Source organism: Streptomyces sp. NPDC001922 (assembly GCF_042891165.1).
Classification (GTDB): domain Bacteria; phylum Actinomycetota; class Actinomycetes; order Streptomycetales; family Streptomycetaceae; genus Streptomyces.
On sequence record NZ_JBIASV010000008.1, the window covers coordinates 100,841 to 127,725 of the forward strand.

Annotated in this window: 30 protein-coding genes and 1 tRNA gene; 16 read left to right on the forward strand and 15 right to left on the reverse strand. The window is 72.6% G+C overall.

All coding sequences use genetic code 11. The features are described 5' to 3' along the window. Window positions 1–154: 154 nt before the first annotated feature. Window positions 155–841 (reverse strand): DUF461 domain-containing protein, encoded by a 687-nt coding sequence (locus ACFYYR_RS16285; protein WP_388852798.1) that lies wholly within the window; start codon window positions 839–841, stop codon window positions 155–157. 702 nt (window positions 842–1,543) lie between these two features. On the opposite strand from ACFYYR_RS16285, the gene ACFYYR_RS16290 reads away from it, so the two are divergent. The 7 genes from ACFYYR_RS16290 to ACFYYR_RS16320 all read left to right on the forward strand — a co-directional run bounded on the left by ACFYYR_RS16290 (window position 1,544) and on the right by ACFYYR_RS16320 (window position 8,812). Next, entirely contained in the window at window positions 1,544–2,026 is a 483-nt protein-coding gene (locus ACFYYR_RS16290) for a CarD family transcriptional regulator (protein ID WP_003953493.1), read from the forward strand. A 526-nt stretch (window positions 2,027–2,552) separates the two neighbouring features. Next, window positions 2,553–3,317, forward strand: coding sequence for a 2-C-methyl-D-erythritol 4-phosphate cytidylyltransferase (gene ispD, locus ACFYYR_RS16295; protein ID WP_388853530.1), 765 nt, complete (start codon window positions 2,553–2,555; stop codon window positions 3,315–3,317). Continuing rightward, window positions 3,304–3,831: a 2-C-methyl-D-erythritol 2,4-cyclodiphosphate synthase gene (gene ispF / locus ACFYYR_RS16300; protein ID WP_388852802.1), complete on the forward strand. Its 528-nt coding sequence runs from the start codon at window positions 3,304–3,306 to the stop codon at window positions 3,829–3,831. Before ispD ends, ispF begins: the two co-directional genes overlap by 14 nt. A 293-nt stretch (window positions 3,832–4,124) precedes the next feature. Next, window positions 4,125–4,529, forward strand: a complete 405-nt coding sequence (locus tag ACFYYR_RS16305; RefSeq protein WP_388852805.1) for a PPOX class F420-dependent oxidoreductase — start codon at window positions 4,125–4,127, stop codon at window positions 4,527–4,529. A 132-nt stretch (window positions 4,530–4,661) separates the two neighbouring features. After that, window positions 4,662–6,056: a cysteine--tRNA ligase gene (gene cysS, locus ACFYYR_RS16310; RefSeq protein WP_388852808.1), complete on the forward strand. Its 1,395-nt coding sequence runs from the start codon at window positions 4,662–4,664 to the stop codon at window positions 6,054–6,056. Between the two features lie 115 nt (window positions 6,057–6,171). Then, a complete protein-coding gene (gene rlmB / locus ACFYYR_RS16315; protein WP_388852810.1) occupies window positions 6,172–7,128 on the forward strand; it encodes a 23S rRNA (guanosine(2251)-2'-O)-methyltransferase RlmB in 957 nt (318 codons plus the stop codon). Between the two features lie 82 nt (window positions 7,129–7,210). Further along, window positions 7,211–8,812, forward strand: a complete 1,602-nt coding sequence (locus ACFYYR_RS16320) for a DoxX family membrane protein (protein WP_388852813.1) — start codon at window positions 7,211–7,213, stop codon at window positions 8,810–8,812. Window positions 8,813–9,001: 189 nt separating this feature from the next. On the opposite strand, the gene ACFYYR_RS16325 is transcribed toward ACFYYR_RS16320, so the two are convergent. The 3 genes from ACFYYR_RS16325 to ACFYYR_RS16335 all read right to left on the reverse strand — a co-directional run bounded on the left by ACFYYR_RS16325 (window position 9,002) and on the right by ACFYYR_RS16335 (window position 11,609). Beyond that, window positions 9,002–9,766 carry an NDP-sugar synthase gene (locus tag ACFYYR_RS16325; RefSeq protein WP_388852816.1) on the reverse strand — a complete coding sequence of 255 codons (765 nt, stop codon included), beginning with the start codon at window positions 9,764–9,766 and terminating at the stop codon, window positions 9,002–9,004. Window positions 9,767–9,831: 65 nt separating this feature from the next. Further along, the gene (locus ACFYYR_RS16330) at window positions 9,832–10,254 is read right to left on the reverse strand and encodes a hypothetical protein (RefSeq protein WP_388852819.1); all 423 of its coding nucleotides are present in this window, start codon (window positions 10,252–10,254) and stop codon (window positions 9,832–9,834) included. Between the two features lie 218 nt (window positions 10,255–10,472). Next, window positions 10,473–11,609 (reverse strand): ABC transporter ATP-binding protein, encoded by a 1,137-nt coding sequence (locus ACFYYR_RS16335; protein WP_388853533.1) that lies wholly within the window; start codon window positions 11,607–11,609, stop codon window positions 10,473–10,475. 219 nt (window positions 11,610–11,828) lie between these two features. On the opposite strand from ACFYYR_RS16335, the gene ACFYYR_RS16340 reads away from it, so the two are divergent. Further along, window positions 11,829–11,901, forward strand: a tRNA-Thr gene (locus ACFYYR_RS16340). 224 nt (window positions 11,902–12,125) lie between these two features. Here the strand turns inward: ACFYYR_RS16340 and ACFYYR_RS16345 are convergent. Continuing rightward, window positions 12,126–12,515, reverse strand: a complete 390-nt coding sequence (locus ACFYYR_RS16345) for a hypothetical protein (RefSeq protein WP_388852822.1) — start codon at window positions 12,513–12,515, stop codon at window positions 12,126–12,128. 220 nt (window positions 12,516–12,735) lie between these two features. Here ACFYYR_RS16345 and ACFYYR_RS16350 point away from each other — a divergent pair, with 220 nt between their 5' ends. Further along, window positions 12,736–13,128, forward strand: coding sequence for a TraR/DksA family transcriptional regulator (locus tag ACFYYR_RS16350; RefSeq protein WP_388852825.1), 393 nt, complete (start codon window positions 12,736–12,738; stop codon window positions 13,126–13,128). A gap of 197 nt (window positions 13,129–13,325) precedes the next feature. Here ACFYYR_RS16350 and ACFYYR_RS16355 read toward each other — a convergent pair whose 3' ends face one another. Beyond that, complete coding sequence (locus ACFYYR_RS16355; RefSeq protein WP_388852828.1) at window positions 13,326–13,757, reverse strand: DUF2000 family protein; 432 nt, start codon at window positions 13,755–13,757, stop codon at window positions 13,326–13,328. A gap of 49 nt (window positions 13,758–13,806) precedes the next feature. Here ACFYYR_RS16355 and ACFYYR_RS16360 point away from each other — a divergent pair, with 49 nt between their 5' ends. Continuing rightward, window positions 13,807–14,616 (forward strand): AraC family transcriptional regulator, encoded by an 810-nt coding sequence (locus ACFYYR_RS16360; RefSeq protein WP_388852831.1) that lies wholly within the window; start codon window positions 13,807–13,809, stop codon window positions 14,614–14,616. Between the two features lie 369 nt (window positions 14,617–14,985). Then, entirely contained in the window at window positions 14,986–15,447 is a 462-nt protein-coding gene (locus ACFYYR_RS16365; protein ID WP_388852834.1) for a hypothetical protein, read from the forward strand. Window positions 15,448–15,542: 95 nt separating this feature from the next. Here the strand turns inward: ACFYYR_RS16365 and ACFYYR_RS16370 are convergent, their stop codons facing one another. Further along, window positions 15,543–15,800: a DUF3817 domain-containing protein gene (locus ACFYYR_RS16370; protein ID WP_388852837.1), complete on the reverse strand. Its 258-nt coding sequence runs from the start codon at window positions 15,798–15,800 to the stop codon at window positions 15,543–15,545. Window positions 15,801–15,805: 5 nt separating this feature from the next. After that, window positions 15,806–16,312, reverse strand: coding sequence for a DUF2269 family protein (locus tag ACFYYR_RS16375; RefSeq protein WP_388852840.1), 507 nt, complete (start codon window positions 16,310–16,312; stop codon window positions 15,806–15,808). An 88-nt stretch (window positions 16,313–16,400) separates the two neighbouring features. Between ACFYYR_RS16375 and ACFYYR_RS16380 the strand changes: the two genes are divergently transcribed. Beyond that, window positions 16,401–16,742, forward strand: coding sequence for a PadR family transcriptional regulator (locus ACFYYR_RS16380; protein ID WP_388852843.1), 342 nt, complete (start codon window positions 16,401–16,403; stop codon window positions 16,740–16,742). Further along, entirely contained in the window at window positions 16,739–17,428 is a 690-nt protein-coding gene (locus tag ACFYYR_RS16385; protein ID WP_388852846.1) for a permease prefix domain 1-containing protein, read from the forward strand. Before ACFYYR_RS16380 ends, ACFYYR_RS16385 begins: the two co-directional genes overlap by 4 nt. A 151-nt stretch (window positions 17,429–17,579) precedes the next feature. On the opposite strand, the gene ACFYYR_RS16390 is transcribed toward ACFYYR_RS16385, so the two are convergent. After that, on the reverse strand, window positions 17,580–17,915 hold the full coding sequence (locus ACFYYR_RS16390; RefSeq protein WP_388852849.1) for a hypothetical protein: 336 nt from the start codon (window positions 17,913–17,915) through the stop codon (window positions 17,580–17,582). 356 nt (window positions 17,916–18,271) lie between these two features. Here ACFYYR_RS16390 and ACFYYR_RS16395 point away from each other — a divergent pair, with 356 nt between their 5' ends. Next, window positions 18,272–18,862 carry an HhH-GPD-type base excision DNA repair protein gene (locus ACFYYR_RS16395; RefSeq protein WP_388852852.1) on the forward strand — a complete coding sequence of 197 codons (591 nt, stop codon included), beginning with the start codon at window positions 18,272–18,274 and terminating at the stop codon, window positions 18,860–18,862. A 219-nt stretch (window positions 18,863–19,081) separates the two neighbouring features. On the opposite strand, the gene ACFYYR_RS16400 is transcribed toward ACFYYR_RS16395, so the two are convergent. Then, on the reverse strand, window positions 19,082–19,858 hold the full coding sequence (locus tag ACFYYR_RS16400) for an NAD(P)H-dependent oxidoreductase (RefSeq protein WP_388852855.1): 777 nt from the start codon (window positions 19,856–19,858) through the stop codon (window positions 19,082–19,084). Window positions 19,859–20,086: 228 nt separating this feature from the next. Here ACFYYR_RS16400 and ACFYYR_RS16405 point away from each other — a divergent pair, with 228 nt between their 5' ends. After that, on the forward strand, window positions 20,087–21,211 hold the full coding sequence (locus ACFYYR_RS16405) for a GlxA family transcriptional regulator (RefSeq protein WP_388852858.1): 1,125 nt from the start codon (window positions 20,087–20,089) through the stop codon (window positions 21,209–21,211). On the opposite strand, the gene ACFYYR_RS16410 is transcribed toward ACFYYR_RS16405, so the two are convergent. After that, window positions 21,195–21,548, reverse strand: a complete 354-nt coding sequence (locus tag ACFYYR_RS16410; protein WP_351512333.1) for a metalloregulator ArsR/SmtB family transcription factor — start codon at window positions 21,546–21,548, stop codon at window positions 21,195–21,197. The genes ACFYYR_RS16405 and ACFYYR_RS16410 overlap by 17 nt on opposite strands. Window positions 21,549–21,654: 106 nt before the next feature. Here ACFYYR_RS16410 and ACFYYR_RS16415 point away from each other — a divergent pair, with 106 nt between their 5' ends. Then, entirely contained in the window at window positions 21,655–22,332 is a 678-nt protein-coding gene (locus tag ACFYYR_RS16415; protein WP_388852861.1) for a pentapeptide repeat-containing protein, read from the forward strand. A gap of 120 nt (window positions 22,333–22,452) precedes the next feature. On the opposite strand, the gene ACFYYR_RS16420 is transcribed toward ACFYYR_RS16415, so the two are convergent. From ACFYYR_RS16420 to ACFYYR_RS16435, 4 genes are all read right to left on the reverse strand, one after another. Then, window positions 22,453–22,950, reverse strand: a complete 498-nt coding sequence (locus ACFYYR_RS16420; protein ID WP_388852864.1) for a hypothetical protein — start codon at window positions 22,948–22,950, stop codon at window positions 22,453–22,455. Window positions 22,951–23,202: 252 nt separating this feature from the next. After that, on the reverse strand, window positions 23,203–23,844 hold the full coding sequence (locus tag ACFYYR_RS16425; protein WP_388852867.1) for an MBL fold metallo-hydrolase: 642 nt from the start codon (window positions 23,842–23,844) through the stop codon (window positions 23,203–23,205). After that, the gene (locus tag ACFYYR_RS16430) at window positions 23,844–24,929 is read right to left on the reverse strand and encodes an S-(hydroxymethyl)mycothiol dehydrogenase (RefSeq protein WP_388852870.1); all 1,086 of its coding nucleotides are present in this window, start codon (window positions 24,927–24,929) and stop codon (window positions 23,844–23,846) included. Before ACFYYR_RS16430 ends, ACFYYR_RS16425 begins: the two co-directional genes overlap by 1 nt. Before the next feature lie 265 nt (window positions 24,930–25,194). Next, complete coding sequence (locus ACFYYR_RS16435; protein WP_388853536.1) at window positions 25,195–26,742, reverse strand: M4 family metallopeptidase; 1,548 nt, start codon at window positions 26,740–26,742, stop codon at window positions 25,195–25,197. Between the last annotated feature and the right edge of the window lie 143 nt (window positions 26,743–26,885).

The window sequence follows — 26,885 nt, forward strand, 5'->3', positions numbered from 1 at the left end:
AGCCCCAGCCATGACGAAAGGCCCCGGAGCAGTGCTGCTCCGGGGCCTTCGTGCTGCCTGGGTGCCGCTGCGCCGGACGCATACGCGCCGGACGCGTGACGCGGCGGGCCGGGCGGCCGACGCCGGACGGTGTGTCCGGCGCGCGGCTCAGTGCTCAGTGCTCGGCGCCCTCGTGCTCCTCGGCGGACGGGCTCCCGGCGGTGTCGCCGTTGGCCTCGTCGCCCTCCGTGGACTCCCCGCCGGCGGCCTCCTCGCTGCCCGGGCTGCCGGTCGGCGAACCCGAGGGGGACGCGGTGCCCGAGGGCTTCGCGGAGGACGACGGGGTCGGCACGATGCTCGGCCCGAAGTCCTTGAAGTAGCTGTGGGCGGGCACGACGAACGCCTTCAGCTCGACCTTGCCGGTCCGGCTGAACTCGAACGACACCTGCTGGACGTTGCCGTCCCGGACCGACTCGCCGCTCTTGGCCATGACGGCGGAGGCGTTGCCCTTGCCGCCGATCATCAGCGAGCCGCCCGCCGGGATCGTCACCGGTCCGCTGCCCTTGGCGGGCCGCAGCTTCACGGGGGTGGACGAGCCCTCGACGGTGACGGACTCGAGCGTCTGCGGCTTCGTGCCGTTGTTGAAGATCCGGCCCGACACGACGGCCGGACCCTCCGCACCGTCGGGCTGGGTGATGACGTTCACGTTCTGGAGCTGGACGTCACCGACGCTGGTGGCCGCGTTGTCCGGCTTGACCTGGAGCGTCGAGGCGGAGTTCCCGGCGCCGCAGGCGGCGAGCGAGGCGATCGAGAACGCGATGGCGGTCGCGGCGAGGGCGCCGCGTCGAAGGCTGCTGCTCACGGCGGCGGCATCTCCTTGGACGTAAGGGGGTGTCAGCGCGCTTACATTACCGAGCCGTGGTTTCGGCCCCGCACCCGACCCGCCCCCGGGGCCCCACGCGCCCTTCGCGCCCCGTGGCTCACGCCCGGGCCCCCGAGCCCGCCGCGGCCGCTCCACGCCCGGGTGCGGGCCCCTCACGGGCGGCTGAGCAGCCACGACGGGAGAGGCCGGACGACAGTCGCCACGCCGCACGGGTCGCTACTCAGGGTCGCTGCCCAGGGTCGTCACCCGGCCGTCCGCCACGGCCGCGCCGCCGATGACGGGGGAATATCCTCCGGGAGTCGGCTCGGCGGATTATCGGCGCCGAATCCGTGAAGGCGAGAAATTGATCAGTGCGCCGAACGGGTCGGAGTGATCAATTCGCGAATCACGGCCGGATCCGCATCCCCTGGCTCCGAACGGAGTAGCGGAAGTCAGCCGCTTGGACTCCGGCAAACCGGGACGTTCGGCCTGTCTTCCGGGGTCGTGGATGCGTGTAACGTACGCGTTTCGCCTCCCCGCCACAGCCGCTCCCACCTGCGAATACCTGGTTCCGGGGACCCCGCGCAGCACGTTCCGGTCGTGATTGTCAAGCCCCGAGATATGCCCTGACCTGCGAAAACGCCATTCAGAACGGGGCGTTCCCGTGTTACTCTGGATAGCCACGGAAGGGGTACCTGTCACATGACGTTCAAGGTTGGCGACACCGTGGTCTATCCCCATCACGGGGCCGCGCTGATCGAGGCCATCGAAACTCGTCAGATCAAAGGCGTGGACAAGACCTACTTGGTGCTGAAGGTTGCCCAGGGTGACCTGACGGTTCGTGTGCCTGCGGACAATGCGGAGTTCGTCGGCGTGCGCGATGTGGTCGGCCAGGACGGGCTGGACCGGGTCTTCGAGGTGCTGCGTGCACCCTATGCCGAAGAGCCGACCAACTGGTCCCGTCGCTACAAGGCAAATCTCGAGAAGCTCGCCTCCGGCGACGTGATCAAGGTTGCGGAGGTCGTGCGCGACCTGTGGCGCCGTGAGCGTGAGCGCGGACTCTCCGCAGGTGAGAAGCGCATGCTCGCCAAGGCGCGGCAGATCCTGGTGAGCGAGCTCGCGCTCGCGGAGAACACCAACGAGGACAAGGCCGAGGCGCTGCTCGACGAGGTTCTCGCGTCCTGACGCACCGATCGTCCTGACGCGGACCGCGCGCAAGCGCCGGTGCCGGCAGAACAGCCGCGGTGCCCGAGTGACGATCCCGTCGCCGGGCGCTGCGGCATAGGTGCAGGTCGGCGTTGCGGGCCGTGCAGTACGGGGGGCGGCCGGTGCCGCACCGGACCTGGCGAACGCCGGAGAGATCGGGCCCGGGGCGATCGGTCGGGCCATCGCTGGAGCCGGTCGCCGGACTCCTCCTGCAGGGAAGCTCTGCAGGGACCGGACGTCCAGATCTTCGGCGTCCAAATCTTCGGAGAGCCGGATATCGCGCATCGGGGAACCGGACATCGCGAATCCGGGTCCTTCTGCGTGGCTGCGTCGTTGCCGACGCCCCCGACGTGATGATCCGGTGTGAGCGGGCCCACGGAAGACCGGCCCGTTGAAGGATGTGCCGGGCCCGGGCACACGCTCGACCGGTTGTCACGGAAGGGACCGGTCGGGGCATCGCGCCCGGCACGCTGTGGCCATACCCAACTCGGCCGAGGAAACAAACCTGAACGCGCAACCAAACTCCCCCGCTTCGCACCTCCCGCGTACCGCCGCGGTCATCCCCGCGGCCGGTCGTGGCGTCCGTCTCGGACCCGGTGCCCCCAAGGCGCTGCGGGCGCTGGCGGGCACGCCGATGCTGGTGCACGCCGTGCGGGCGATGGCCCGCTCCCGAGCCGTTTCGCTGGTCGTCGTGGTCGCTCCGCCGGACGGTGCCGCCGAGGTCCGCACCCTCCTCGACGACCACGCCCTGCCGGAGACCACCGACGTCGTGGTCGTGCCCGGCGGGGAGACCCGCCAGGAGTCGGTGGGCCTCGGCCTCGCCGCGCTCCCCGACGACGTCGGCGTGGTCCTGGTGCACGACGCCGCGCGCCCGCTGGTGCCCGTCGACACGGTGGACGCCGTCGCCGCGGCCGTGCGGTCCGGCGCGCCCGCGGTCGTCCCGGCGCTGCCGCTCGCGGACACCGTCAAACAGGTCGAGCCCGCCGCCGCGGGCGAGCCCGAGCCCGTCGTCGGCACGCCCGAGCGCGCCCGGCTGCGCGCCGTGCAGACCCCGCAGGGCTTCGACCGGGCCGTGCTCGTCGAGGCCCACGAGAAGATCCACTGCGAGGGCGACGGGGCCACCGACGATGCCGGGATGGTGGAGCGCCTCGGCGTTCCGGTCGTCGTCGTCCCCGGCCACGAGGAGGCGTTCAAGGTCACCCGGCCGCTGGACCTCGTCCTCGCCGAGGCCGTACTCGCCCGGAGGAGGGCCACCGATGGCTTCACCTGATCCGATGGCCGCACCTGATCCGTCCGGCGCGGCGCCCGTGCTGCCGCTCGTCGGGATCGGCACCGATGTCCACGCCTTCGAGAAGGGCCGTGAGCTGTGGTGCGCGGGCCTGCTCTGGGAGGGCGCCGAGTACGGGCTCGCCGGGCACTCCGACGGCGATGTCGCGGCCCACGCGGCCTGCGACGCGCTGTTCTCCGCCGCCGGAGTCGGCGACCTCGGGGCGCACTTCGGTACGGACCGGCCCGAGTGGTCCGGCGCCTCGGGCGTCACCCTGCTCGCCGAGGCGGCGCGGATCGTGCGGGCCGAGGGCTTCGAGATCGGCAATGTGGCGGTCCAGGTGATCGGCGTCCGCCCGAAGATCGGGAAGCGCCGGGCCGAGGCGCAGCAGGCGCTCTCCGCCGCGGTGGGCGCGCCCGTCTCGGTCTCCGGCACCACCACGGACGGCCTGGGGCTGACCGGCCGCGCCGAGGGGCTCGCCGCGCTGGCCACGGCCGTGGTGTTCCGGCGCCCCTGAGGCGCCCGGGGACGGCCCGTCCCCCTCGCCGGGCCGGGGCCGTGCGACGTCCCCGGCCCCGGTCGGTCATGCGCCGCGTTCCGCGGAGCGCCATCCGACTGCGCGCCCTCGTTCCCCCGGCGCGCCGACCGGCCGTGCGCCCCGTTCCGAGCGGCTTCCGCCGTTTCCCCGCCCGCTCTCCGGCTCTGCGCCGAACCGGTGCCCGGCCGCAGGAATACGCCTCCCCGCCGGGGAGTTGGGTACGGATCGGGGCACCCCGTTTCATCCGCACACCCGCACCGGAAGGAACCGCCGTGGCAGCCGCACTCTCCGATGGCCTCAAGAAGCTCATCGACAGCCCGGTCTTCGTGACCGTCGGCACCGTCCAGCCCGACGGCAGTCCGCAGCTGTCCGTCGTCTGGGTGAAGCGGGACGGCGACGACGTGCTGTTCTCCACCACGGTCGGCCGCCGCAAGGAGAAGAACCTGCGGCGCGACCCGCGGGTCACCGTGCTGGTCAACCCGGCTGACGCGCCGTACACGTACGCCGAGATCCGCGGCAGCGCCACCCTCACCACCGAGGGCGGCCAGGAGCTGATCGACGAGCTGTCCATGAAGTACGCCGGCAAGCCCTACGCCGAGTTCAACCCCGCGTCGGGGCAGGACGCCGAGCGGGTTGTCGTCCGGATCACCCCGCGCAAGGTCGTCGGCAGCATCTGACGCCCGCGGGCTCCCGTCACCTGGAGCTTTCGGCCCGCGGTACGGCGTCCGGCGTACCGTGGCCGTCATGCTTCCGTGCCCTGTGACCCCATGGGTCGCAGGGCACTGCCGTGGGCGCACTACCCTTGTGGGGTGACCATTCGCCTGTACGACACCAGCGCCCGGCAGATCCGCGACTTCACCCCGCTCCGGCCGGGCTGCGTCTCGATCTACCTGTGCGGCGCGACCGTGCAGGCCGCCCCGCACATCGGGCACATCAGGTCGGGCCTCAACTTCGACATCATGCGCCGCTGGTTCGCCCACCGCGGCTACGACGTGACCTTCGTCCGGAACGTCACGGACATCGACGACAAGATCCTGGCCAAGTCCGCGGAGAGCGGCGAGCCGTGGTGGTCGATCGGCTTCCGCAACGAGCGGGCCTTCACCTACGGCTACGACGTGCTCGGCTGCCTCCCGCCGACCTACGAGCCGCGGGCCACCGGCCACATCCCCGAGATGATCGAGATGATGCGCGGCCTCATCGAGCGGGGCCACGCCTACGCGGCCGAGGGCAACGTCTACTTCGACGTGCGGTCCTTCCCGGAGTACCTGCGGCTCTCCAACCAGGAGCTGGAGAACCTCCAGCAGCCGTCGGGCGCCGGCGAGACCGGCAAGCGCGACCCGCGCGATTTCGCCATGTGGAAGGCGGCCAAGCCCGGGGAGCCCAGCTGGGAGACCCCGTGGGGCCGCGGCCGCCCCGGCTGGCACCTGGAGTGCTCGGCCATGGCCCACAAGTACCTGGGCGAGGCCTTCGACATCCACGGCGGCGGGCTGGACCTCGTCTTCCCGCACCACGAGAACGAGATCGCGCAGGCCAAGGCCTTCGGTGACGCGTTCGCGTCGTTCTGGGTGCACAACGCCTGGGTGACGATGAGCGGCGAGAAGATGAGCAAGTCGCTCGGCAACTCGGTGCTCGTCTCGGAGATGGTCAAGCGCTGGCGCCCCATCGTGCTCCGCTACTACCTGGGCACCCCGCACTACCGCTCGATGATCGAGTACAGCGAGGAGGCGCTGCGCGAGGCCGAGTCGGCCTTCGCGCGGATCGAGGGCTTCGTCCAGCGGGTCGTCGAGAAGGCGGGTCCCGTGGAGCCCGCGGCCGAGGTGCCGCCGGCCTTCGCCGAGGCGATGGACGACGACCTGGGCGTCCCGCAGGCGCTGGCCGTGGTGCACACCACGGTGCGGCAGGGGAACAGCGCACTCACCGCCGACGACAAGGAAGCGGCCGTCGCCCGCCTGGCCGAGGTCCGTGCGATGCTCGGAGTGCTGGGTCTCGACCCGCTCGACGAGCACTGGGCCGGCGCCGACCGCGGCGACGACCTCCACGGCGTCGTGGACTCCCTGGTGCGGCTGGTGCTGGAGCAGCGCCAGGCGGCCCGCGCCCGCAAGGACTACGGCACCGCCGACGCGATCCGTGACCAGCTCCAGCAGACCGGCCTGGTGATCGAGGACACCCCGTCCGGCCCGCGCTGGGAGCTCGGCCCGCGCTGATCGCACAATTGCAGATTTGACCGGCGCTCCGGGGGTCCCGGGGCGCCGGAGTCCATACATACGCAGGTTTGCAGCAACGCAGGATTTGCAGCAGCAGTAAGAAATTAGGTGACCCATGGCCGGCAACAGCCAGCGCAGGAACCGCCGCACGTCCAACAAGAAGGGCATGCAGGTCGGCAGTGGCGGTCAGCGGCGCCGTGCCCTGGAGGGCAAGGGCCCGACCCCGCCGGCCTCGGCCCGTAAGGGGCACGCCAAGCAGCGTGCCGCGAACGCCAAGGCCAAGCAGGCGGCCACCCGCCGTCCGGCGCCGCGCCGTGGTGGCCCCAAGGGCACCAACGAGCTGGTCGTCGGCCGCAACCCGGTGTTCGAGGCGCTGCGTGAGGGCGTCCCGGCGAACACGCTCTACGTCCAGCAGTTCATCGACAACGACGAGCGGGTGCGCGAGGCGCTGCAGCTCGCCGCCGACCGCGGCGGCATCGCGCTGATGGAGGCGCCCAAGCCCGAGCTGGACCGGATGACGAACGGCCTGAACCACCAGGGCCTCGTCCTCCAGGTGCCGCCGTACGACTACGCCCACCCGGAGGACCTGGCCGCGGCCGCCTTCGACGCCGGCGAGGACCCGCTGATCGTCGCCCTGGACGGCGTGACCGACCCGCGGAACCTGGGTGCGGTCGTCCGTTCGGTCTCCGCGTTCGGCGGCCACGGCGTGGTCGTGCCGGAGCGCCGCGCCGCCGGGATGACCGCCGGTGCGTGGAAGACCTCGGCGGGCACCGCGGCCCGGACCCCGGTCGCCCGCGCCACCAACCTGACCCGCGCCCTGGAGAGCTACCAGAAGGCCGGGATGACGGTGGTCGGCCTGGCCGCCGACGGCGAGACCGAGCTGACGGCCCTCGAGGCGCTGGACGGCCCGGTGGTGATCGTGGTCGGCAGCGAGGGCAAGGGCCTGTCCCGGCTCGTCGGCGAGACCTGCGACATCCGGGTGCGGATCCCGATGCCGGGCGGCGCGGAGTCGCTGAACGCCGGTGTCGCCGCGGGCGTCGTCCTCTACGAGGCGGCTCGTCGCAGGGCGTGACCCCTCTCCCCCGGGGAGCTTGACGGGCCTCGGACAGTTCGAGGCGTCAAGGCAGTGTCCTATGCGCTCGTCACTCGGTTAGATGAGTGTGGACACCAGAACACCCCGCCCTACGGGGGCACGCTCGCGAGGGTTCGACGACGAGCCTGTGCTGAGCACGGTGAAGGTGCCGTGCGACCCGTCCCAGGTCATCGTCAACCACGCGAGCTTCCGCGTGCAGCTCGCCACGCCGGTCAGAGGCCGCGGTACGCCGGGGCACGCCCGGCAGCTCGTCGGCTCGGCCGCACGGTCGGGCGCCGGAGCGCCCGGGGCAGGGAAGCGCCGGACACCCGTCGTGTGGAGCGGGCGCAGCGAACCGGGCGACCGCGCGGCAGGCAATCTCCTCCAGGCCGTACGGGCCTCGGGCACCGGAAACCGGGGCGGCGCCGACATGGGCTCGACCCAGGTGCTGCCCCGCGTCCGGCTCGACGACGCCCCGCCGTCCGTCATCGGCCCGCGGTCCCCCCAGGCCGGCGAGACGGAACTGCTGCGCGGAGTCCGGCCCGCCCGTGGTGCGTACGACGACTACGACGACGGCCCGGACACCGACGAGTTCGCCGTGCTCGACGACGCGGGGCGCGCCGCCCGACGCCAGGGGACGGACCCGGTCCGGCACGCGTACTACCCCGGCCGCCGGATGAACCTCGGCGTCGTGCTGCTCCCGCTGCGCATCTTCCTCGGCTTGATCCTCATCTCCGCGGGCATGGGGAAGCTCTGCGACCCCGTGTACTTCGACGGCGGCCGGCGCGGCTCGATGGTCACCTGGCTCACCCATCTGCACCCGTGGGGCTTCGCCTCGCCGCTGCGCGACTTCGCCCTGGCGCACCCGGTGGGCTCGGGGCTGAGCGTCGCGTTCCTCCAGGTCGTGGTCGGCGTGCTGACGGTCTTCGGACTGTGGCAGCGGCTGGCCGCCTCGTTCGGGGCGCTGCTGTCGGCCACCCTGCTGATGATGGTCAGCTGGCGCTCGGTGCCGGTCTACGAGGCCCCGGACTTCATCTACCTCGCCGCCTGGAGCCCGCTGATCATCGCGGGCGCGCCGGTGTACTCGATGGATGCCCGGCTGGCGGGCGAGGCCTGGCGGCGGCTCGGCCCGCGGGTCGGCATCTGGGACCTGCGGCGGCGGGTGCTGCGGCGCGGCGCCGTCATGGCGACGGTCGTCGGCGGGCTGGCCCTGCTGGTCGGCTCGATGCTCGGCAGCGCCGTGCGGTCCACGGACATGACCACGGTGCCGGGGCCGACGGACGCTCCGCGCAACCACCTCCCCGGTTCGCCGATGCCGAAGGAGCCGGAGTCCGAGCGGGCCTCCCAGGGCCCGACGTCGGCCGGTTCGGGTTCGCCCGAGGCCAGCCGCAGCGCCACCCCGAGCGCCTCCGCGGGGGCGTCCACGGGCCCGGACACGGCGCGGGAGACCGCGACCGTCGGCACCGGGCAGCAGCTGGGCCAGTCCCCCTCCGGCCGGGACACCAGCGGTGTGCAGACGCCGCAGCAGCCGGCCGCGCCGGCGGCTCCGCCGAGCCAGACGGCGGGCCCGTCGTCCACGGGCGGCGGCGCCACCCCGGGCGGGGCGACGGGCGGCGGCTCGGGCTCCGGTGGCTCGGGCGGCGACTCGTCCTCCGGCGGTGCGCTGGGAGGCATCCTGGGCTGACCCGGGACCCCGTACGGGCCCCCGCCTACGCCTCCCCCCGGTCCCGCGGGCCAGAACGCCGCCCCACGGCTCATGTCGTGGGGCGGCGCTCTGTGTGGGGCCCGGCGGGTGTCGGTGTCGTGGGGCGGGCGGGCGAAGGCGGGCCGTACGCCCGACAGCACTCGGCAGAGGTGGGGCGGCCCGGGCGAATCAGCCGGTGTGGGAGGCGAGTTCGTCGGCTGCCTCGGAGAGGTCCTTGACCGTGTCGATCGCGCGCCAGTAGGCGCCGTGGGGGAGCGGGAAGCCCGCCAGGCGCCGTTCGCGGGCCAGCCGCGGGAAGGTGGTGCGCTCGTGGTCGCCGCGCAGCGGCAGCAGGCCGGTGAACGCGGCGGAGAGCACGTACACCCCCGCGTTGATGTGATACGGCGACAGCGGGGCCTCGATGAAGTCCAGCACGTGGCCGAACTCGTCGGTCTCCACCGCTCCCCAGGGCATCCGCGGCCGGGCCAGCGCCACCGTGGCGTCCGCGCCGCGCTCGTGGTGGAAGGCGGCCATCTCGCGCAGCGAGAAGCGCGTCCAGACATCCCCGTTGGTGGCGTACCAGGGGCGTTCGGGGTGGGGGAGGGAGGCGGCGGCGTACTTGAGGCCGCCGCCCCGGCCCAGCGGCTCCTTCTCGACCACCGTGGTGACGCGCAGCGGGAGCCGGTCGGCGGCGGACCGCAGCCAGTCCTGGAGGACGGCGGCGAGGTGTCCGCAGGAGACCACGGCGTCGGTGACGCCCTCCTCGGCCAGCCAGGCCAGTTGATGGCCGATGATCGGGGTCCCGGTTCCGGGGATCTCGACCATCGGCTTGGGCCGGTCGTCGGTGTACGGACGAAGCCGTGACCCCTGGCCGCCGGCCAGGATCACGGCTTGTGTGGGATACACGTCGGTGTCCGCGTCGCTGCGCGCAGCCGCGCTCACGTCCTCGTTCACATTCCCACGGTGGTCACCGGTCATAGGTGCACCCTAGGTGCTGTCCGGACATTCGCGGCAAAAGGTCAGGGGGCCTCCTGGGAGACGCCGTAGGCGAAGGAGGTGTCACAGACGGGGCGGGAGAACTCCTGCGCGCGGTGGGCGGCGCCGCCGTACTTGGCGACCGCGGCCCGGCCCAGGGCGCGGGCGATGGAGGCGCAGTGCTTGGCGAGCGACGGGCGGGCGTTGGTCTCCTCCTGGAGGTGGGTGAGGGCGATGCCCGGGTCCTTCTCCTGGAGTTCCGCGAGGAGCCGGTCGCGGAGCACGTCCTGCGGGGCGCGGGACGTGGCGTGCGTGGAGGCCTTCTCCGCGGACGCCGTGAGCATCCGGGAGTCCGTACCGGATCCCGACCACGGGACGCTGGTGACCGCGAGCGTCCCGGAGAGCACCAGGACGACGGGGAGGACGAAGGCGAGGGTTCTGCCGATGCGGCGGGCTGCGTGATTCACGCACGCGATCGTAGCGAGGAGTGATGATTCGACGGCATTTAGTCACCCTCTTGAGTGACGAACTGCCGAGCCGGTCCGCTCAGCGTGTTGACGTACAGGATCGAAACGTCAGAAGTGTGGTGATCTCGGAGGTGGTGGGCACTGGCCGGGCGGATGCCCTGACGCTGCCCACGGCGACGGCGCCGTACACCCGGGGTGGGTGTACGGCGCCGGGCCGGTCAGTCGCCGAGGCGCTCGCCGGAGGACGTGGAGAAGACGTGCGTCTCGCCGGGGTGCGGCACGACGTGGACCACGGCGCCCTTCTCCGGCACCTGCCGGCCGCCGACCCGGACGACCAGGTCCTTCCGCTCGCCGCCGACGTCGGCGGTGCCGTAGACGTAGCCGTCGGCGCCGAGCTCCTCGACGACGTTGACGGTGATGGCCAGGCCGACCGGGGCGTCCGCGGCCTCCTTGGAGAGGGCGCGGGCGGTGTCGCCGTTCTGCTCGACCACGTCGAAGTGCTCGGGGCGGACGCCGACGGTGACGGTGCGGTCGCCCTTGTCGGAGGCGGCGGACAGCGCCTCGCGGGAGACCGGGACGACGCTGTTGCCGAACTTCACGCCGCCGTCGGTGATCGGCACCTCGACGAGGTTCATGGCGGGGGAGCCGATGAAGCCCGCGACGAAGAGGTTGGCCGGGCGGTCGTACATCCTGCGCGGCGAGTCGATCTGCTGGAGCAGGCCGTCCTTGAGGACCGCGACCCGGTCGCCCATGGTCATGGCCTCGACCTGGTCGTGGGTGACGTAGACGGTGGTGATGCCGAGGCGGCGCTGCAGGCCGGCGATCTGGGTGCGGGTCTGGACGCGGAGCTTGGCGTCCAGGTTGGACAGCGGCTCGTCCATCAGGAAGACCTGCGGCTCGCGGACGATCGCGCGGCCCATCGCGACGCGCTGGCGCTGGCCGCCGGAGAGGGCCTTGGGCTTGCGGCCGAGGTACTCGGTGAGGTCCAGGATCCGGGCCGCGTCCTCGACCTTCTGCCGGATCTCGGCCTTGTTGACGCCGGCGATCTTGAGGGCGAAGCCCATGTTTTCGGCGACGGTCATGTGCGGATACAGCGCGTAGTTCTGGAACACCATGGCGATGTCCCGGTCCTTCGGAGGGAGGTGGGTGACGTCGCGGTCGCCGATGCGGATTGCTCCGTCGTTGACGTCCTCCAGGCCCGCGAGCATCCGCAGGGAGGTGGACTTGCCGCAGCCGGAGGGGCCGACGAGGACGAGGAATTCGCCGTCCTCGATCTGGATGTCGAGCTTGTCGACGGCGGGCTTGTCGGTGCCCGGGTAGATCCGGGTTGCCTGGTCGTAGGTGACCGTAGCCATGGTGATGTGTCCCTTCACCGGCAGGAACGTGCCGGACGATCCGAGTAAAGGAGTAGTCCACTGAGAGTGGGTTGCCAGGACGCTACCCCGAGGGTCGAGGTTTGTCAGTAGTTGGACAGGCCTGGATCGAGTTGCACAGCCCGGGATCGCCTGATGCCGGAAGCTGAGCGCCCTGTGTAGAGTGGAGCCGCCTCCGCGCGCGGGTCACCAGTGCGCGGCGCCGACTTAGCTCAGCTGGTAGAGCACCGCTCTTGTAAAGCGAAGGTCGTCGGTTCGAACCCGACAGTCGGCTCAGAGCCCGAGCAGGGAAACGCCCCGGACCATGATCGGTTCGGGGCGTTCTGCATCTGCAGCTGACATCGACGTGGGCGGTCGGCCACGATCAATGCGGCGTTCGAGCAGCCGATCCATGGTGCTGACGCCGCCCCGGCGCGCAGCGCAGCCAGGCAGGTCAACGGGAGCGGAACGGGACGGATCCGTGTGTGAGGTGCGGGATCCCGAAGGGTGCGGGGAGGATCAGCTGCTGGTGTCGGCGTGGACCCATTTGCCGCAGCCGGAGACCTTGCCGGTGCTGGTCTTGTGCCTGCAGGCGCGGAACTGGATGTTCCCGATTTCGGGGAAGTCCCGCACGAAGTGCTTGGAGGTGTTCACACCCCGATCGTTGACCAGGGTAACGATCTTCTGATCTTCGAACTGGTACTGGACTGCGGCGGAGTAGCCGTCCGCCTGCGAGTCGTGGACCCAGAACTGGTCACCAGAGGACCTGTACTCGACCCACGAGCCCTCACCGTCCGCCGTCCAGTACGTTTCGGCGGCAGCGAAAGGTGCGTTCAACGCGCCGAGACCGAGGGCGGCGGCGGTGAGACCGAGCACGGCGGTCCTGCGCAGCGCCTTTGACTTCCTCATGTTTCTCCTTGTGCATGTGCATGTGCCTTGTGCAAGCGACATGTTCGCGGCCGGTTGGCTCGAAGTCGTTAGCGCTGCGTGCACACCCCAGTTGGCACAGCGTGCACTGCCCGCTCGTTCCGGCGGTTCCCTCCGAAGCGGAACCCCGGCGAAGCCCCGGGCCGATCATGGTCCGGGGCGGGTGTGGAATGCGGTCCCGGGCGTCGGCGTTCTCCAGGGCATGGGTGATGCGTCCGGTGACGTCGGTTCCTTCCCCGAGCGGGAGGCCGTGCGCGAGCGTCTGGTGGCCGAGCGGGCCGGTACGCGTGACCGGATCGCGGCCCTGAGCCGGGACTTCGACGCGATCGTCGCGGCGAACGCCCTGGTGGCGGTGGACGACGAGCACGATCCCGAGGGGGCGAGCACCGCTTTCGAGCGCGCCCATGTCGCCGCCCTGCTGGCGAAGGCGCACGATCAGCTGGCCGACCTGAACCGGGCGCTGGAGCGCCTGGAGCGCGGTGACTACGGGCGGTGCGAGGGGTGCGGGGAGCCGATTCCGGTCGAGCGACTGGAGGCGCGCCCGGCGGCGAGTACCTGCGTGCGGTGCGCGGAGACGGGTACGGCGAGCCGCTGAGCGGGTTGCGGGCCAACCCTGTTCAGGCCGTGGGTGGTTGATACGGCAGCCCGTGGTCGGCCTGCGGCCATCGCGGTGCCGATCGGCTGTCGCCGCGTCTGCGAGCCGCGCTTCGGGAGGGAGGTGAGCGGGGGAGCGGCGCCCGGCTCTCCCGCCCGGGCTCTCCCGCTCCCGCTGCCCGGCCTGCCGCATGGCGCTCAGGGGTGCATCCGGGCGCCCTTGATCACCTTGTCGACCGCGTTGCGGGGGCCGTGCACGGCGAGACCCACCAGGTCCAGCTGGTCCCTCGGTACGGCCCGCACCGCCGCGCGGTTGTCCCGGTCGTTGCCGGTGGCGAAGAGGTCGGAGGTGAACACCGCCCGTGGCAGTGAGCGGGACAGGGCGCGGCCGTGTGCGGCGGTCACCGTCTCCTTGGCCCCCTCGAAGACCAGGACGGGCTGGCGGAACATCGGCAGGTAGGCGGTGCCGTCGGCGTCGGCGTACGGCTCGCCGATCAATTCGGGGAGCTCCGAGCCGAGACCGCTGACCAGGAACGCGGTCACGTTCAGCCGCTGCCAGGGCTCCAGGTCCTCGCGCAGCAGGACGGCGATCTTGGTGTCGAAACGTACGGGCGTGTGCTCGGTGGTCATGCTCCGAGACTGCCGACCGGACTGTCGTACGGTCTTGTACATTCCTTGCATGGTGGGCCGGCAGGAGATCTCCGCGTGGCGTCCGCCGGTCTCGGGTGTGGTGGAGGTCTTCCACGCCCACTTGACCGAGCACGCGTACCCCATGCACGTCCACGACGTGTGGACCCTGCTGATCGTTGACGACGGCGCGGTCCGCTACGACTTGAATCGTCGCGCGTGCGGCACCCCGGACGACACGGTGTCGCTGCTCCCGCCGCACATTCCGCACAACGGCTCACCCGCCACCCCGCAGGGCTTCCGCAAGAGGGTGCTCTACCTGGACCAGAGCCTGCTGAACGAGAGCTTCATCGGCCCAGCGGCCGACGGCCCGGACCTCGCCGACCCGCTCCTGCGCCGACGCGTCGGGCAGTTGCACACGGCCCTCGCGCACCGGGGCGACGAACTGGAGGCGGAGAGCCGTCTCGCCCTGATCGGCGAACGGCTGCGCGGCCACCTGCGGCCCCGGCTCGTCCGGCGTCCGCCGAAGCCCGGCCGCGGCGTGGCCGAGGATCTGCGGGAACTCCTCGACGAACGGCTGGTCCGGGGGGCGACTCTGGACGAGGCGGCCGAGCTGCTGCACGCCCATCCGACCCACCTGGTCCGGGCCTTCAGCGCCGCCTTCGGCATTGCCCCGCACCAGTACCTGATGGCCCGCCGTGTCGACCGCGCCAGACGGCTGTTGCTCGACGGCCGGCTGCCCGCGGAAGTGGCGACCGAGGTCGGGTTCTACGACCAGTCGCACCTGACCCGGCACTTCAAACGGCTCGTGGGCATCGCACCCGGCCGCTACACGCGCAGGGGCGCCCCCGTGGCGCGGTGACCGGGGAACGGGCGCCGCGAGGACCACGGCGTACGGCTCGGCCCGCAGCCGTGCACCCTGACGTGCGGGCACCCGGCAGCCGTGTCCCCTTGGCGTGCGGGGCGCCTGGTGCGAGGAGTCCTGCTGAGTGCCCTTCCGGGTGCACCCGGCCCGGAAGGGCACCGGGGGCGCCCGGCCCCGGTGGAATCCGACCGGCGTGCGGGGCGCTGTCCGTTCCTGGCGCCCTTCCGTGAGGTCCGGAGGGTGTGGCCAGCACGAAGGGTGTTTCCTCGTGCCCGCACGATGGAGTCGGCGCTGGTGCGTTGGTTGGCTTGTCGCATGGTCAACACGCGGCCCCGCGGGGCGAATCGCAGCAGGTGGGTGCCGGTCGTGTCGGGTCTCGTCGGCACCTCCGCATGGCGTGGCGCGGGGCGGGGGCTGGTGCTGTTCCCGGCTGCCGTCGGCAGGCTGGTGGCAGGCATCGGGCAGGGCCGGGGCGGCACGGTGCTCCGGGGCGGGTGCGGTGTCGCGCTGGGGCTGTTCGGCTGGGCCGTGGCGCTGCTGGCGGGGCAGGCGACCGCCAACGGGCTGCTGTATCCGCTGATCGACGCGCACGACTACGAGCACTCGTGGGGCGGGCCGACGCTGGTGGGGGCGTGGGTGGTTCATGCGCTGGTCGCCGTGCCGGTGGTGCTGGCGGCGCTTGGCGTGCTCCGGGGTGTCTCGGCCGCCGACCGGGCCCTGGAGCCGCCGGCGTCGGGTGGCCGGCGGCCCTGGTGGCCGGTCGCGCTGTCCGTGGTGTTCGCGCTGCTGGGGGTGCTGCTCGTCAACGCGTGGCTGCGTCAGCTGTAGGGGGTGCGAGAACGGCCGCGCGGGGCGGGTTCCGTCCCGGCCGGCCGCCCCTCGTGCGGAGTGGGGAAGGACCGAGCGGCGGGGCTCTCGGACGGTCAGGTGCGCTGGGGGGTTCTCCGCCCGATCAGCCGCAGGGCGAGCAGGCCGCCGACTCCGGGGACGGCGGACTGCCACCGGGCGCTCGTCGGGGCCGTGGCCGTCAGCGCGGTGGCCGCGATGACGGCGAGGTAGGCCGTGCCGTGCAGGGGGCCGACGAGTGTCGTGATCGTCGGGATGTGCGCGGTGCAGAGGTTGCCCAGCAGGGCCACGAAGGAGGCGGCCTCGACGGCGGCCGCGAGGCGGAGGGTGCGCACGGCGGTCACGCTCCCGTGGTGGAGCCGGGCCGGATGATCATCAGGATGACGACGACCGCCCACAGGAGGTTGAACACGCCGGTGAGCATGGTCAGCCGGGTTGCCACGGGGCGCAGTTCGTCCGGGGCCGCCTTCTCCTCCACCTCCACCTCCGCGTCCCCGTCCGGCGTGCGGGGCGGTGCCAGCAGGCGCCGCTGGCCGGGGAGGATCGCCAGGGCGAGGAGGCCCGCCGCGAGGGTGGTCAGTACCAGTGAGGCGATCAGCCAGGCGTCGGTGAGGACGCCGAGCTGGGCGGCGGTGGCGATCCCGAAGACGGGTACCGCGAGGCCGGCGACGGCGTAGCCGCGGCAGATCCGGTGCAGCAGCGCGGCGACTCCGGCGGCCCGCCCGTCGGGATCCGTGCCCCCGGCCGCCTGCAGCGCGTAGCGGGGGAAGAGCGAAGCGGCCACGGCGATCGATCCGACCGTCAGTATCGCGGCGAGGACGTGTACGGACAGCAGCAGCTTGGTCACTGCGGTGCCTCCCAGTCGTCGGAAAGCTGTATATGTTGGCTGCCAATACATACACTACCTACAGCTTCTTTGGGTAGGCTGCCTACCCATGAGGGCAGACGCGGTGCGAGGGCACCTGGACGGACTGTTGCTGGCCGTGCTCGAACCGGGGCCGCTGCACGGATACGCGATCATCGCCGCGGTCCAGCAACGCAGCGGCGGCGCACTGGAGTTGCGCACGGGGACGATCTATCCGGCCCTGAACCGGCTGGAGCGGCTCGGGCTGCTCAGCAGCAGTTGGCAGTCGTCCGGCGAACGGCGCCGGCGCTGCTACGCGCTGACGGACGCGGGGCGGGCCACCCTGGCCGGGGAGCGGACGGCGTGGAACGAGTTCACCGCGGCGATCGGCTCGGTCCTGAACCCCGCGGCACCGCCCGCGGAGGCGATGTGACCGCCGTCGGCCGGCCGGCCGACCCCATCGACGACTACGTCGGAACCCTGACGGCCGCCCTGCACGGCCCGGTCCGCGCCAAGGCCCGGATGATCGAGGAGATCCGCGGCGGGCTCGTGGACACCGCCGCGGCCCATCAGGGTGACGAGGTGCCGTATGCGCGTGCCGCACGGGAAGCGGTGCGGGAGTTCGGGCCCGCCGACGAGCTCGTGCCGAGCTGTCAGCGGGAACTGACCATCGTTCAGGCGCGGCACACCGCGCGCGTCGTGGCTCTCGCGGCGCCCTTTCTGATCGCCTGCTGGTACCTGGCCCGGACCGCCGGCCACGCGCAGGCGTGGGAGTGGTTCCGTACGGCGCAGCTGCTGGCCGTTCATCTGGCCGGGGTCGCGACCGTCGCCGCGCTGCTGGCCGCCGTCGCGCTGGCGGCCACCGGCCACCTCGCCCGCCGCCTGCCCACGCCGCAGGCGCTGCCCCGCGCGGTCGCCTGGGCCGGCACGACCACCAGCATCGCCATGGCGGTCGCGACACTCATGCTGGCCGGCGCCAGTCTCCTGGCCACGGACTGGCCGCTGTTGGCGTTCGCCGGGGGGCTTGCCGCGGTGTCGCACGCGGCGGTGGCGGGGGCTGCCCGCGCCTGCCGGCGGTGTGCGCGCCTGGTGCTGGTGGGAGGTTCTGCGCGGGGGTGAGGTGGCTGCCGGCGGGTGCGTTGCGTCGGGCCCCTCCGCGCCGGCCGGAGAGGGCAACGGCGAAGCCCCCCGGCCGCCGGGCCGGCCGAGGAGGTGCCGTCCGGCTGTGCCGAGGGGCTGCTGACCGGCTCTCAGCCGGTTCCGGGTGCGCTCAGTGGCGGACGCAGGGCTCGAAGACCCACCCGCGGCGGGTGCTGCCGCCGGGAGCCTTGGTCTCCAGCCACACATGCGAGGTGTCCCCGCACTCGGTCGCCTTGCCGCCGTGGCTGGTGGCCCCGTAGATGCAGATCCTCTTGCCCTGCGCGACGGTGCCCAGCGCCCGGCCGCTCGAGAAGGGCTTGTCGCGGACCTGCAGTGTCGTCATGGGGTACCCGATGTTGGGGCAGCCGGCCTTCGGCTGCGGTTCGGCCGATGCGACGGAGGTCCCCGCCAGCGCGGTGACGGCGACCAGCGCGCCGGTCAGGCCGGCGGTGATGGACTTGCGCATATGTGTCAACTTCCCTTTCGGAGTTGGATGTTGGTCCTTCTGTCAGGAGGCCGTGAGCGGACGGGCCGGTTCCACGGTTCCGCAGGATCGCGGAACGAAGATCGCACCGAGGGATGATTCGCCTCCGCCGATGGGGGGAGCTCGGGGGATGCGGGTCCCGCCGGCGGACACGGCCGCGGTGACGTCCGGCCACGGCGGCACGGAGGCACGCGGTGGAGCGGCAGGAATCGCCCCCGTGCGGCGGACCGCTTAGCGTGGTGCCAGCGGAATCTGTGTCGCGCAGGTCCCCGGGCCGCCGTTCTCCCCGGTCGGGCCGGGATCTGCGGCGAACCGACGGAAGGTGAGGACGGGCGGCCATGGATGTGACACTGCGGCTCGCGCAGCAGCCGGAGGCCGATGAGCTGCTCGGCCGGAGCCCGCTGGCCGCGCTGGTGGGCATGCTGCTCGACCAGCAGGTGCCGATGGAGTGGGCCTTCTCCGGGCCGTACACGATCGCTCAGCGCATGGGCGGGGACGACCTGGACGCCGAGGCGATCGCGGCGTACGACCCCGAGGCGTTCGCCGCGCTGCTGTCGGAGAAGCCCGCCGTGCACCGCTACCCGGGCTCGATGGCCAAGCGGGTGCAGCAGCTCTGCCAGTACCTGGTCGACCACTACGACGGTGATCCGAGTGCGGTGTGGCGCGACGTCGGGAGCGGCAAGGAGCTGCTGGGGCGGCTGAACGCGCTGCCCGGCTACGGCAAGCAGAAGTCGCAGATCTTCCTGGCCCTGCTGGGCAAGCAGCTCGGTGTGACGCCCGAGGGCTGGCGGGAGGCGGCGGGCTCGTACGGGGACGAGGGCTCGTACCGTTCGGTGGCCGACATCACCGGGCCCGAGTCGCTGGACAAGGTGCGCGCCTACAAGCAGGAGGCCAAGCGGGCCGCCAGGGCCGCCAAGTCGGCCAAGTAAGCGGGGGCCTGAGGCCGAAGCCGGCGGCGGATGCGGCACCCACGCCCGGCCCGGCCCCACCGGCCTACCGGCCCACCGCCTCACCGGCCCGGCACCCAACCGGCCCGGCACCCAACCGGCCCGGCGCCCCACCGGCCCGGCACACGAAGCCCGGCACACGAAGCCCGGCACCCGCGGCCCGGCGGAGCGAGGGGCCGGCCGGTGGAGCGGACGGCCCCTTCAGCAGGCGTAATGCGCCTCCAGGCCGGTGGCCTCCGGGGCCACCTCGGGGCGGAGGACCAGGGCGTCGTCGTAGTCGCCGCCGTTCTGGGTGCGGTACGGGATGGGGGGTGTGTCCTCGATGGCCGTCAGCCGCTCCCTGAGCAGGGTCGCGGCCTCGGCGTAGGCCTCCGGGGAGACGCGTTCGGCGCCGTACACCGCGACCGGGGGCAGCACCGCCATGCCGGTGTACCAGAGCGTGCCGTGCAGCAACGGGAACAGCACCTGGTCCAGTTGGCCGTGGGCGCCGCGCGGGCCGAACGAGGCCTCCGGGCTGCCCACGGTGACGACGACCAGGGCGCGCTTCCCCGCGAGCCCGCCCTCCCCGTACCGCAGGTTGCGGCCCGGGCGCCGGGGGTCGGGGACGCCGTAGGCGAAGCCCTTGACGAAGACCCGGTCGAACCAGCCCTTGAGGATGGCCGGCGCGGAGTACCACCAGAGCGGGAACTGCAGGACGACCGTGTCCGCCCAGTCGAGTTTCTCCTGCTCGGCCCGGATGTCCGGGCTGAGGGTGCCGGTGCGGTGGGCCTGCCGGGAGGCCGTGCCGATGATCAGCCGCTCCTCCGGGTCGTGGCGCGGGTAGTCGTCCCGGTCGACGGTCGCCTTCCACCCCATCGCGTAGAGGTCGGACATCCGGCAGGCGTGGCCTGCCTCGGTGAGGGCGCGGACGCCTTCGTCGCGGAGTGAGCCGCTGAGGGACCGCTGTTCCGGGTGGGCGAACACCCACAGGACGTTCACAGGAAACGCTCCTTCCGGTTCGTGCCGGTTGCCGGTTCGCACCGGCCGGTTCGTGGTGCGGTGGTCGGGGTGCGGTGGTCGTGGTGCCGTGGTGCGTCGGGCCCCGCGTCCGAGCCGTGGCCCGGGCGCCGGGGCGACGACCTGTCGTTCGGTGCCACAGGAACAGCATGTGCGGCGGGTTCCGCCGCAACGAGTGGCCGGATGGCCATGGTGTGAAAGAATCGCGCCATGGGTGGTTCTGTGCACTCCGGCTCCACAGGTCCGGGACGGCACCGGGTCGTGGTGCTCGTCCGGCACGGTGTGCTGCCGATGGAGCTGGGGCTGGTGCACCAGCTGTTCGGCTCGGCGCGGGCGCCGGGCGGGGGAGAGCGGCTGTACGAGGTCCTGACCTGCGCACCCGTCCCGGGGGAGATCAGGACGGACGCCGATTTCCCGATCCTGGTGGAGCACGGGCCCGAGCTGCTGGGCACCGCGGACACGGTGATCGTTCCGGCGTCGCACGAGGAGGACGGGGCCGCGGGCGAGGTCCGGCCGAGCCGTCCGCCGGCGGAGGCGTTCTCCCGGATCCGGCCCGGCACCCGGACCGCCTCGATCTGCACCGGGGCCTTCGCGCTGGCCGCGGCCGGGCTGCTCGACGGGCGCCCGGCGACCACCCACTGGAAGTCCGCCGACCGGTTCCGGGAGCTGTACCCGGCGGTGCAGCTCGATCCGGACGTGCTCTACACCGACGACGGCGATGTGCTCACCTCCGCCGGGGAGGCCTCGGGCATCGACCTCTGCCTTCATATGATCCGGCGCGATCACGGCGCCGCGGTGGCCAACGAGGTCGCCCGCAGTACGGTCGTCCCGCCGCACCGGGACGGTGGCCAGGCCCAGTTCATCCACCGGCCGGTGCCCGAGACGCGGCAGTCCTCCACCGGTACGGCCCGTGCCTGGGCGCTGCGCCGGCTCGACCGGCCGCTCTCTCTGCGGGAGTTGGCCGCGCAGGAGTCGATGAGTGTCCGGACGTTCAGCCGCCGGTTCCGGGAGGAGGTCGGCATCACCCCGGTGCAGTGGCTGACCCAGCGGCGTCTCGAACGGGCCCGGCAGCTGCTGGAGGAGACCGGTCTGCCGGTGGACCGGGTCGCGGCGGACGCCGGGTTCGGTACGGGGGCGTCGCTGCGCCAGCACTTCCAGGCGGCGCTGGGGGTGTCGCCGAGCGCCTACCGGAGCACGTTCCGCGGCGCGGCGGCTCCGGCGGCCGGCGATCCGCCCCCGCCCGGCCGGGAGCCCCCACCCGGCAATCCGCCCCCGCCCTGCCGGGAGTCCTCGTCCGGTCGCGGCGCGGGTGCGGGCGTCAGCGCGGACCGGTGAACATCGCGGCCATGGCGGTCAGGGCGCCGGGCGCGACGCGGTAGTACATCCAGGTGCCCCGGCGTTCGGCCGTGAGCAGCCCGGCCTCGCGCAGCTTCTTCAGATGGTGCGAGACGGTCGGCTGCGACACCCCGACGTCCTGGATGTCGCAGACGCAGGCCTCCCCGCCCTCGTGCGACGCCACGCGGGAGAACAGGCGCAGGCGCACCGGGTCCGCGAGTGCCTTGAACATCGCGGCCATGGCTTCCGCGTCCTTCTCGGACAGATCCGGGGAGGTCAACGGGGGGCAGCAGGGCGCCGGAAGCCCGGTGGCCGTCGCCTCCATCAATTTAGGCATACATCTATATTGACTCCCGTCGAAGGCGGTGCCAAGGGGGCGGGGCGGGCGTTCACCGTGCGCTGTCGGTGCCGTGGGACACCATGGGGCCGGGAGGTGGTGACGCATGGTGCGGCGCAGGAAACCGGCCGGCGGGGTGCGGCGGCCCGAGGTGCGGCTGCCGCCGCTGCGGCCGTTCACGGGAGACGGCCCGGAGCCGGAGGGGGACTACGACGGGCTGGCGTTCGCGGATCTCGACCTCGGCGGCCGGGACGGGGGCGGGGCGCGGTTCATGGACTGCGGGGTGTACCGCTGCGGGCTGGACGAGGCCCGGCTGTCCGGCGCGCGGTTCGTCGACTGCGTGCTGGACGAGGTGCGGGGCGTCGGGACGGATCTGTCCCGCGGCCTGCTGCGGGATGTGGAGCTGACCGAGCCGCGGCTCGGCGGCACCCAGCTGCACGGCGCCGTGCTGGAGCGGGTCCTGGTCCGGGGCGGCAAGATCGACTATCTGAACCTGCGGACGGCGTCCCTGAAGGACGTGGTGTTCGAGGGCTGTGTGCTGATCGAGGCCGACTTCGGGGAGGCGCGCCTGGAGCGGGTGGAGTTCCGGGACTGCACGCTGCGGGCGGCCGACTTCCACGGCGCGGAGCTGAGCGAGGTCGATCTGCGCGCGGTGACGGAGCTGGACATCGCACGGGGGGTGGAGCGGCTGGCGGGCGCCGTGATCAGCCCGGCCCAACTGCTCGACCTGGCACCGGCGTTCGCGGCACAGATCGGCGTACGGGTGGAGAATCCGGGGGAGTGACGCGGGGCCGTCCGTGGCGCGGGGGCGGGCGTCGGCGGGTGCCGGGAGTGATCCGGGCCGCGGTCTGTGGAGGTGTGCCGCAGCGCTGGATCGTGGCGGTGGGCCGTGGAGCGGCCGGTGTCAGACCCGGCGGAAGCGGGCCTGGAGGTCCCAGACGACGGGGTTGTCGCCGAGGCCGTCGTGCATGTCGGTGAGGTCGGCGATCAGGTCGTGCAGGAAGTCGCGGGCCTCGCGGCGCAGCGCGCCGTGGTTGAAGGTCAGCGGGGGTTCGTCGGCGGGCATCCAGTCGGCCGTGACGTCCACCCAGCCGAACCGCCGCTCGAAGCACATCCGGTCGGCGGACTCGGTGAAGTCGAGCTCGGCGTACTGGGCGCGGTGCGAACGGCTGCCCCGGGGGTCGCGGTCGAGCTGCTCGACGATGTCGCACAGGGCCCAGGCGAAGTCGAGCACCGGCACCCATCCCCAGGCTGTGGACAGCTCCCGGTCGGCCTTGGTGTCGGCGAGGTAGACGTCTCCGCAGAACAGGTCGTGCCGCAGGGTGCGGACGTCCGCCGTGCGGTAGTCCGTCTGCGGCGGGTCCGGGAAGCGGTGGGAGAGCGAATAGCCGAGGTCGATCACCCATCGATGGTGTCACGACCGGAGGCACCGGTCTCCCGCCGCCTCTCCCGGTGACGCCGTGCCCGGCGGGGCGGCCCCGGGCGCCGGGCCGGGTGGCCCCGCGCCCGCGCCGGGCCGGGGGACGGATCGGCGCCCGCTGTCCCGACCGGCGCCGGCGCGGCCGGACCGGAAGCCCGGCCCGGCGTCGGGAGCCCGGCCCGGACCGGCGTCGGCGGCCCGATCGGTATGCCGGACCGCCGGAGGCGAAGCGGCTCAGTGCCCGCGGGCGATCCACTCGTCCAGGTGCGGCGCCTCGTCACCGATGGTGGTGGAGTCGCCGTGTCCGGTCCGGACGACCGTCTCCGGCGGCAGGGCCAGCAGCCGCTCCCGGATCGACTCGATGATCGTCGGGAACGAGGAGAACGACCGGCCGGTGGCGCCCGGCCCGCCCTGGAAGAGGGTGTCGCCGGAGAAGACGGTGTCCAGCTCCGGGGCGTAGAGGCAGACCGCGCCGGGGCTGTGCCCGGGGGTGTGCAGGACGTGCAGCTCGGCGGTGCCCACGTTCAGCACCTCGCCGTCGGCGAGCGCGGCGTCCGGCCGGAGGTCCGGGCGCCGCATCCGCCACAGCTCGTCGTCGTCCGGGTGCAGCAGGATCGGCGCGCCCGCCCGCTCCGCGACCTCCGGGGCGGCGTCGATGTGGTCGTCGTGGCCGTGCGTGCAGATGATGCCGAGCAGCCGGCGGTCCCCGACGGCGGTGAGGATCGCGTCCGCGTCGTGCGCCGCGTCGATGACGTAGACCTCGCTGTCGTCGCCGACCAGCCAGACGTTGTTGTCGACCTCCCAGGTGCCGCCGTCGAGGGAGAACGTGCCGGAGGTGACGAGCCGGTCGACCCGGACCGAGGAGTGGACCGTCATCAGAACGCCACCACCGAACGCAGCACGTCCCCGCGGTGCATCTTCGCGAACGCCTCCTCGATGTCGTCCAGCCCGATGGTCTCCGAGACGAACGCGTCGAGGTCGAGCCGCCCCTGGAGGTAGAGGTCGATCAGCACGGGGAAGTCGCGGGACGGCAGGCAGTCGCCGTACCAGGACGACTTCAGCGCGCCGCCGCGCCCGAAGACGTCGAGCAGCGGCAGCTCCAGCCGCATCTCGGGGGTGGGCACCCCGACGAGGACCACCGTTCCGGCCAGGTCCCGGGCGTAGAAGGCCTGCTGGTACGTCTCCGGGCGGCCGACCGCCTCGATGACGACGTCCGCGCCGAAGCCGCCGGTCAGCTCCTGGACGCCCTTGACCACGTCGGCCGTGCGGGCGTTGACGGTGTGCGTGGCGCCCAGGGAGCGGGCCAGCTCCAGCTTCCGCTCGTCCACGTCCACCGCGATGATCTTCGAAGCTCCGGCGAGCCGGGCCCCGGCGACGGCCGCGTTGCCGACGCCGCCGCAGCCGATCACCGCGACCGAGTCGCCGCGGCCCACGTTGCCGGTGTTGATGGCCGCGCCGAGACCCGCCATCACGCCGCAGCCGAGCAGCCCCGCCGCGGCCGGGCTCGCCGACGGGTCGACCTTGGTGCACTGTCCGGCGGCGACCAGGGTCTTCTCGGCGAAGGCGCCGATGCCGAGGGCCGGGGAGAGCGCCGTGCCGTCCTTCAGCGTCATCGGTTGGCGGGCGTTGTGGGTGGCGAAGCAGTACCAGGGGTGGCCGCGCTTGCAGGCCCGGCACTCCCCGCACACCGCACGCCAGTTGAGGATCACGAAGTCGCCGGGGGCCACATCGGTCACGCCGTCACCGACGGACTCCACCACGCCCGCCGCCTCGTGTCCGAGCAGGAACGGGAACTCGTCGTTGATGCCGCCCTCCCGGTAGTGCAGGTCGGTGTGGCACACCCCGCAGGCCTGTACCTTCACCACCGCCTCGCCCGGGCCGGGGTCCGGGATCACGATCGTCTCGACCCGGACCGGCTCGCCCTTGCCGGGAGCAACCACACCGCGTACGTGTTGTGTCATGCCCCGCAGCGTAATTGCGTGGGCGGCCGGAACAGAACGACCGCACCGGGGCCAGGAGATCAGCACCGGGGCGGAGCGGCCCAACACCGGGGATGGGCCCGCGTCGCGGAAGGGACGCCGCACCACCGAAGCGGACGTGCCACCGAAGCGGAAGCGCCACCGAAGCGGACGCACCCGCGCAACGGGCCGCACCGTGGCGTACGGTGCGGCCCGCGTCCTCCTGCCGAGTCACCCGCCGCTCGGGCGGGTGGCCCTGCGCGGAGGGCTACTTGACGTTGATCGCGGTCCAGGCGGCGGCAACCGCCTTGTACTCCGTGCTCGTCGTCCCGTACAGGTCACCCGCCGCCCGCAGGGTCGCCTTGCGGGCGGCCTTGTAGTTGGTGGTGGACGTCATGTACGTGGTCAGGGCCGTGTACCAGATCTGCTCGGCCTTGGCCCGGCCGATGCCCCGCACCGTGGAGCCGTCGTAGGTCGGGCTGTCGTAGCGCACGCCGTTGAGGGTCTTGGCGCCGCTGCCCTCGGACAGCAGGTAGTAGAAGTGGTTGGCGGGGCCGGACGAGTAGTGGACGTCCTCGTTGCCGATGCCCGGGAACCAGTAGTCCTCGGAGGCGCCGTCCTTGCTCGGCTCGTCCTGGTAGCGCAGCGGGGTGCCGTTGCCCCTGATGTCGATCTTCTCGCCGATGAGGTAGTCGCCCGGGTCCGCGGGGTTCCTGGCGTAGAACTCCGTGGAGGTGGCGAAGATGTCGGAGGTCGCCTCGTTGAGGCCGCCCGACTCGCCGCTGTAGTTGAGCCCGGCGGTGTTGGAGGTGACGCCGTGGCTCATCTCGTGGGCGGCGACGTCCAGCGAGGTCAGCGGGTTCGCGTTGTCGTCGCCGTCCCCGTAGGTCATGCAGAAGCAGTCGTCGTCCCAGAAGGCGTTGACGTAGCTGTCGCCGTAGTGGACGCGGGAGTACGAGCCGGCGCCGTCGTCCCTGATGCCGTTGCGGCCCAGCACGTTCTTGTAGAAGTCCCAGGTGGTGGCGGCGCCGTAGTGGGCGTCGACGGCGGCGCTCTGCCGCCCGCCGCCCCAGACGTCGTCGGCGTCCTTGAACAGGCTGCCGGTCCCGAAGGTGCCCTGCTTCAGGTCGTTGGTGCGGTGCCCGCCGCGGGCGGTGTCCCGGAGCTCGTACGAGCCGCCGCTCCTCCGGGTGCCGAGGGTGACCCGGCCGCTGTAGTCGCCGGTACCGGTGCCGGTCTCGATCCGCTCGTCCGCGAAGAGCCGCTTGCCGGTCGTCGCGTCGGTGATGACGTGCAGCTTGCTCGGGGTGCCGTCGTGCTGGCGCCCGGTGACCACGGTCTCCCAGGCCAGCACGGGCTTGCCGGAGGCCGCCCAGATCACCTTGCGGGGAGCCGCGTCGGCCGCGGTCTTCGTGGTGCCGTCGGCGGCGGCCTCGAGGGCGGACTTCTTCGCCGCGGAGGCGGGGAGTTCCGCGTCGGTGCCCGCCACGGATATCGCGGCCCGGGCGGCCTTGGTGACGCTCCGGGCGCCGTCCTTCTTCTCGTGGACCACGAGGTCGCCGCCGAGGACCGGCAGCCCGTCGAAGGTGCGCTCGTAGCGGGTGTGGACCGTGCCGTTCGCGTCCTTGATCACATCGCGGACGAGGAGCTTCTCCTTGCCGCCGAGGCCCAGCGCGTCGGCCTGGGCCGAGGCGTCGGCCTGCGCGGCCTTGATCGCGGAAGCGCGCTGCGATCCGGACAGCGTCAGGGCTGTGGTTCCGGACGTGCGGTCGGGCTGGGCGTTCGCCGTGCCCGTCTGGACGCCGACGGCGACCATGGCGGCCGAGGCCACCAGGGCCGCGGCGCGAAGCGCGTGCTTCCGGGGAGAGTTGGGCGTGCGTCTCACTCGGTCTCCTTGAAGGAGGGCCGCCGGCAATGCGGCCCGTTCGTGGGGGCGGGCCGCCCTGGGTGGGACGGCCC